This window comes from Glycomyces tarimensis, assembly GCF_054776215.1.
Genome location: NZ_BAAHCB010000037.1, coordinates 1 through 4875, shown reverse-complemented (window position 1 = coordinate 4875; position 4875 = coordinate 1). Strand labels below are relative to the sequence as shown.

Sequence of the window (4875 nt, the reverse complement as noted above, 5' to 3'; positions counted from 1 at the left end):
GATGAGCAGACGGAGGATGCCGGCAGCGGCGGCGATTGACCGCGCGCTGACCAAACGCCCGCCTCCTGCCCAGTCATAGACGGTGCCGAAACCGCCCGGCGAGGAAGGGGTATGAGTGACCACGGCTAGCAGGCGTCATGGACGATCAAGCCCGCGGGTGAGGCAGGCGATCGATCCGTCGCTGACCGGAACTCACAGCACTTTCGCAGTATCGTCCCATCACGGGGAAGGCTGGCGGGAGGTGCGGTCGAGGAACGGCAAGGTGATGGCGGCGAGTTCGGCGGCGGCGGTGTACGTCGCGTCGTGCGGGCTGTTCGGGATGACGGCGAGTTCGCCTCGCGGCAGGAGCCTGACCGCTTGTTCGGCCCAGCGTTGGGAGGTGACGGCTTCATGCTCTCCGCGGGTGACGAGGGTAGGCACGTGGACGTCGGGCAGCTTTGCTTCGATGGGATCGCGCAGCGCTTGGCGGAAGGTGCGCACGGCTCGAAACGGTCCCGCGTCGAGGAGGTCGCGGACGAGGATCGGCAGCTGGCACGGGTCTTCGTGAGGGAGACTGGCCAGCCAGCGCAGCACCTGTCGCGGCATGGTGCGCGCGTGCGGATCCATGGTGGGGCCGACGACGACCAGGCTTCGAACGAGTCCGGGGTACCGGGCGGCGAGGTCGACGGCGACCTGGGTGCCGAAGGAGTTGCCGAGGAGGACGGCCGGGGTGTTGCCCGTGGCGGTCAGCCAGTCCGCGAGCCAGTCGGCGAGATCGCTCACGCCCTGCACCGTGCCGGTCTTGTCGCTGAGACCGAAACCGGGCAGATCGATCACGCGAACGGCGTATCGAGGCGTCAGATGAGCGGCGAGCGGCATGAGGTACCGGTGCGATACCGCCATACCGTGCACCAGCACGACTGGTGCGGCGCCTGGCGCCGCGCTGCGGGACGCTCGATAATGCAGTCTGATCCCACGCACGCGCGCCCAGCGGCTCTCGAAGAGGTGATCGGCCTTCGGCGCGCGGGTCGCGAGCTTGTACTTCTGGCGCATGGAGCGCGGTTTCCATGTGCCCGGCAATGTAGTACCTCGTCCGGGTTCGGCAGGGCTGGTTCAGGGCGACGTCTGGAACGCTCGAGCATACCCGAACGGCCACGCGGCCGTGAACCTTTCGCACTCGAGAGGGTACGTCGATCCCGTGCGGACATGCTGTTGGTGGTGTTGCACGGTATGGACGGCTCGTCGGAGCTGTTGAGGGAACGAACCGGAGTGATCGGGGAAGAATTAACGGCCGGATGGTCGCTCTCCACCTCGCTCCGCCGATTGATGTTTTGTTTGGTCGATATGGGTGGCAGTCGCGCACCATAGTTCAGCGCCCTTGACACACCGTTACTCCATGAAACGGCCAGTTACGACGCCCGCCGATCAGCGGCGGCTTCCAGGTGCCCTTGGTCAACTCCGAGATCAGCAGTGCCATGTTGGAACAGGTGAAACACATGGACGCGCTGCTGCTGGGGCGGCGGACCTACCAGATCCTCGCGGGTGACCGGACGCACCGAAGCGCTGCCTCTCACGCGAACCGAAAGCCGGGACCGATGCGAGGCCGCTGGCACGAGCCCCGCGGTCTGCGAACAAAGACCCGGGGAAGGCGCCTATGGTGGAAAGGTCCCGTGGTCGACCTGCGGACGACCGCCCTTCGCCGCGTCAGCGGCAATGGCGTGAGCGGAACGGCAGCTCAGAACATCACTCGGGCTTCGCAGCCAGGCAAAGGTGGCGTGATGGCAACGCACGCAGAGAACGAATGGACGAGAACCGGCACCGCATCGTGGCCCGGTCCGGCTCCGCCACTGGCTGCCGGGCAACCGTTGCGCCTCCGCGAATACGCCAGTCCTGAGGGCGGTCTACGGGCCAGCGGATCGGTCGATGTCCGCAGCCACCGGGACTGGGAACGAGCGTTGCAGGCCGTGACGACATGGCGCCGTGAAGTGTATTCGTTGGATCTGACCGAACTAGACTTCATCGATGTCCGAGGGGTCGGCGCGCTCGTGGACGCAGCGAGCCTGATAAACAGCGACCAGCAGCTCGTGGTCGAGCACCCGCCGCCGTGCCTACTGCGCACGATGCAATTGTTGTGGCCGAAGTGCACGCCCGCCATCACGTTCACATGAGATCGAGGCGGTGCGTCGTCCTCTTGGCTCCTCGGCCGACCGGGTCCTGCTGGTCGACATGACCGACGCCGGCGCCCACCCGGGCCAAGGCGCGAACTATTGCTGTATGCACTGGTCTCTCATCAGGTGCGGGTCACCTTCCTTCAAACACATCGCTACGAAGGGCCGTATTATGGCTGCCCCCGATTCAGAACGGTTTACGTCGCCAATCGAGGCGATCGGTTTGCGCCGGCGCGTCATGGTGTCTGCCTATTTCTCGCTGTGCGGGCGGCTCCGGTCGAGAAGGATGAACGGGATCGTGGCCACGGACCAGTGCTCCGTTCAAGGCCGCTTCCCTATAGATGCCTTCGCTGAAGTTCTGGTTGAAGTTGTTGGGTTGCAGGACGGTCCACTCGACGCCAGAGTTCTGGACGGCTAGCTGCGCGGTTCACAGGCCCGAGTGCCTCGCCTCGTTCCCGAGCGCTGAAGCGAGCAGGTGCAGTCGTTTGCCCGACTGAGTGACAAGCCGTCGGACTCCAGCCGCCACTGCGGCGGCCACAAAGTCGTCCGCCGGGATCGGCTCGTCCGGAGGAGTGAGATAGACCGCGGAGGCACCGGTCAGGGCCGTTTCCCACGTGGACCTGTCGTGCCAGCCGAACCTGACGTTCGCACCGCGAGAGAGCTCGCGCACGGCGCGGCCCTCCGTCTGTAGCCGCCGGACGAGTCGTCTTCCGATCTTTCCAGAGGCGCCGGTGACGGCGATGAGTTCCTGATTCATGTGAAGCGAAGTTCCGGGGCGGGCGGACCATGGCCATCACTCGAAGGTGGAACTTCTCCCTGTCGAGCGGCAGCCCTTACCGGATCCTCGGTCCAGTCCGATTCGTTTCAGCGGGATTGCCCGGCCTGGGCAGGATCGCGCGGCGCAACCACGGGATGTACGGGCCATCGTGAGAATGCCGGTGTCGTCAGTGTCCGTAGTGGTCTTCGAGCCAGGCGACGGCGAACGCGGTGATGTCGGCCGCGTCGGCGAGCACGGTGTCCGCCGCGCCGACCGGTCCGCGGCGGCCGGCGCCGGTCGCCAGGTAGTCCTCGACGAGGTGTCCGAAGTAGTCTTCCGGCGGTCCGTCCACGACGGGCCGGCTGGTGTCGTACTCCTCGACGAGGCGCCAGCGGGTGCCCGTCGGTGTGGCCAGGGGGTACTCGATGCGGACGCGGCGCTTGCCGGGCAGCTCGGCCAAGTGCTCGGCATGGTGCAGGAGGGTCATCGTGTCCAACGGCGCGCCGACCATGAGCACCCGGCCGCGCGAGGCGACGAGGCGGGCGAACGGCGAGTCCTCCCCGTAGCCGTAGTCGAGCGGATGGTCGGCGGTGAAGGCCTCGGCGCTCGCGCCGAGGGCCGCGACCGATGCGCCGGGGTTGCCGCTTCTGAGGACGCCCGGTCGCGTTCCGATCGTCGCGGCCAGGATGCCGTGGTCGCGCGCCGGGCGGGCGGTGGCCGGGTCGAACGGCGGCACATGCTCGCGCAGGGCCTCGAGCACTCGGCCGTCCTCGTCCCAGACGTCCGCGCTCAGTTCCCAGTCCTGGTAGCTCAGCAGTGTCCCCTCGGCGCCGATCACGTCGAGCACCGCGTCGACGAGCGCATCGGGGCCGCCGAGGACCGTGCCGACGCTCCCGAAGGCCGCGTGGATCATCACGGCATCGCCATCGGCGAGCCCGAGCCTGCGAAGGTCGGCCGCGAGACTCGACCGGGTCAGCGGCTTCGCCGCCCTCTGTTCGTCCATCGGCCCATTCTCACCGATCCTCACTGAAAGGCACCGCCGGGTAGTCCAGCAACGACTCTCTGAGAGGAAGGGCCGCCTCCGGCCCCGTAGGGCTTCTGGTCCGGGTAAGACCTTTGGACTTGCGGTTGACGCTACGTCAACCGCTAATTTGGCGATATGAAGGAGAGAAAGATGCGGACCCCCATGTCAACAGCGGAAAAGCGCGAGGTGTGGGGCGATTTCGCCGAGCACGAGGACGAATATCTTGACGAGGCCGAGCAGCGTTGGGGCGACTCGGAGGCGTTCGCCGAGTCCGCTCGGAGGGTCGCCGCCTACGGCAAGGTCGAATGGGAGGAGATCAATCGCGACAACGCGGCGATCGAGGCGCGAATCCGTGAACTCATGGACGCCGGCGCCGATCCGCGCAGCACGGAGGCCATGGACGTGGCCGAGGCCTCGCGGTTGCATGTATCGCGATGGTTCTACGAAATGGACCATCGGTTCCACGTGCAGAAGGCCGACCTGTACGTGGAGGACGACCGTTTCCGGGAAGGGATCGAGAAGGACACCCGACCCGGCGCGGCGGAGTGGTTCAGAACTGCGGTCATCGCCAACGCCGAGCGCATGACGGACCAGGACTGACCGGTATCATCGTGAACATCCCCGATACCGCTGTTCTTCCTCTACGACTCTTCAGACGGTCACTCTCTTAAGGCATGGCCGCGACAGCAAGCGGGATCATAGACAGGATCGAAATGTTCGCCACGAACCAGCCACAGGTTTTGACGCACGGTGGCCGATTACCTGCGTGACTACCCTGGTTACCAGAACACCCCGGTTCGACCTAGTGATGGGAACCGGGGTGTTCTCCCTGTTCAGAGCGTTGAGTGGGCGACGAGAATCGTACTCGCGTCATTGGTTTGGAAGAGCACAGCGATTACCGTGGTCTACCAGCGAAAACATCCAGAGGTAGTCGCGAAGTCACCTCG

At 65.8% G+C, this 4875-nt stretch carries 5 protein-coding genes; 2 read left to right on the top strand and 3 right to left on the bottom strand.

What is annotated here, in order from left to right; all coding sequences use genetic code 11:
- Nucleotides 1–219: 219 nt before the first annotated feature.
- Complete coding sequence (locus tag ACYVK3_RS21080) at nt 220–1032, bottom strand: alpha/beta fold hydrolase (protein ID WP_460499321.1); 813 nt, start codon at nt 1030–1032, stop codon at nt 220–222.
- 617 nt (nt 1033–1649) lie between these two features.
- Between ACYVK3_RS21080 and ACYVK3_RS21075 the strand changes: the two genes are divergently transcribed.
- On the top strand, nt 1650–2147 hold the full coding sequence (locus ACYVK3_RS21075) for an STAS domain-containing protein (RefSeq protein ID WP_460499320.1): 498 nt from the start codon (nt 1650–1652) through the stop codon (nt 2145–2147).
- A gap of 427 nt (nt 2148–2574) precedes the next feature.
- On the opposite strand, the gene ACYVK3_RS21070 is transcribed toward ACYVK3_RS21075, so the two are convergent.
- Both ACYVK3_RS21070 and aac(3) read right to left on the bottom strand, forming a co-directional pair.
- The gene (locus ACYVK3_RS21070; protein ID WP_460499319.1) at nt 2575–2904 is read right to left on the bottom strand and encodes an SDR family oxidoreductase; all 330 of its coding nucleotides are present in this window, start codon (nt 2902–2904) and stop codon (nt 2575–2577) included.
- 187 nt (nt 2905–3091) lie between these two features.
- The gene (gene aac(3) / locus ACYVK3_RS21065) at nt 3092–3907 is read right to left on the bottom strand and encodes an aminoglycoside 3-N-acetyltransferase (protein ID WP_460499318.1); all 816 of its coding nucleotides are present in this window, start codon (nt 3905–3907) and stop codon (nt 3092–3094) included.
- A gap of 183 nt (nt 3908–4090) precedes the next feature.
- Here aac(3) and ACYVK3_RS21060 point away from each other — a divergent pair, with 183 nt between their 5' ends.
- A complete protein-coding gene (locus ACYVK3_RS21060) occupies nt 4091–4528 on the top strand; it encodes a TipAS antibiotic-recognition domain-containing protein (RefSeq protein ID WP_460499317.1) in 438 nt (145 codons plus the stop codon).
- Nucleotides 4529–4875 lie beyond the last annotated feature (347 nt).